Source organism: Neisseria sp. HMSC061H08 (assembly GCF_001836795.1).
Classification (GTDB): Bacteria; Pseudomonadota; Gammaproteobacteria; order Burkholderiales; family Neisseriaceae; genus Neisseria; species Neisseria subflava_A.
On the sequence record NZ_KV830571.1, the window covers coordinates 1,649 to 2,774 of the forward strand.

General features: G+C 46.9%; 1 protein-coding gene. It reads left to right on the plus strand.

The features are described 5' to 3' along the window. The coding region (locus HMPREF2675_RS11565; RefSeq protein ID WP_283127800.1) for a YadA C-terminal domain-containing protein at positions 1-936 on the plus strand (936 nt) is incomplete at its 5' end. Positions 937-1,126: the final 190 nt, after the last annotated feature.

Genomic DNA, 1,126 nt, shown 5'->3' on the forward strand with positions numbered 1-1,126 from the left:
GACATGGGCAAAAAAGTTAACGATATCGGTGATGAAGTAACTGCCCTGAGCGACGCGACTAGCGCAGCTATCACTCGTCATGATAAAGACATCGTTGACTTGGCACAAGCAGGTCTGAAAGCGACCGAAGCTTTGGAAGCTAACCGTCAAGACATCGACGCCAACAAAGCGGCAATCGCTGAAAATACTGCTTCTCTGAAAGAGCAAGAGAAAGCCAATGAAGGCTTCAACAATGCGATTGCCAGCCTGGATGAAGATATCAGTACTTTGAAAAAAGTAGGTTTGGCTGCAGCTGATGCGTTAGAAGTTAACCGTCAAGATATTGATGCCAACAAAGCAGCAATTGACAAAAAAGCTGATAAAGCTGATATCGAGACTGCTAAAAATGCAGCTGTTGAAGCTGAAAAATCAGCTAAGTCTGCACAAGGTTCTGTTGAAGTTGCCCAAAAATCTGCTGAAACTGCTGAAAGCCATGCCAAAGCTGCAAAAACATCCGCTGATGCTGCCAATAATGTAGCAAGTGCGGCGCAAACTGCTGCTGCTCAAGCTCAAGATGCAGTTAAAGCTAATGCCACACAAGTTGCCGCTAACAAAGCCGATATTGCTACCCTGCAAACAGCAAGCAACCAACACGCTGCCGGTATTGCTAAAAACTCAGCGCGTATCGACAACTTGGACAAAAACGTAGCTAATCTGCGCAAAGAGACCCGCCAAGGTCTTGCTGCACAAGCAGCCCTCAGCGGTCTGTTCCAACCTTACAGCGTTGGTAAGTTTAACGTTACCGCTGCTTTGGGTGGTTTCAAATCTGACACCGCAGTTGCAGTCGGTGCAGGCTACCGCTTCAATGAAAACTTTGCAGCCAAGGCCGGTCTTGCAGTCGGCACCTCTTCAGGCGGCTCTGCATCTTACAACGTAGGCGTGAACTACGAATGGTAATACTGGTTTAGTGTTAAATAGGTATCAAACCCGCAGCTATGCTGCGGGTTTTTTGTTTTGTTTGGCGGGTTTGCTCAACTGGACATGAATCTCGAATAAAAGACTTATAGTGGATTGACTTTAAACCAGTACGGCGTTGCCTCGCATAGCCGTACTATCTGAGACCTTTGCAAAATTCCCCAAAATCCCC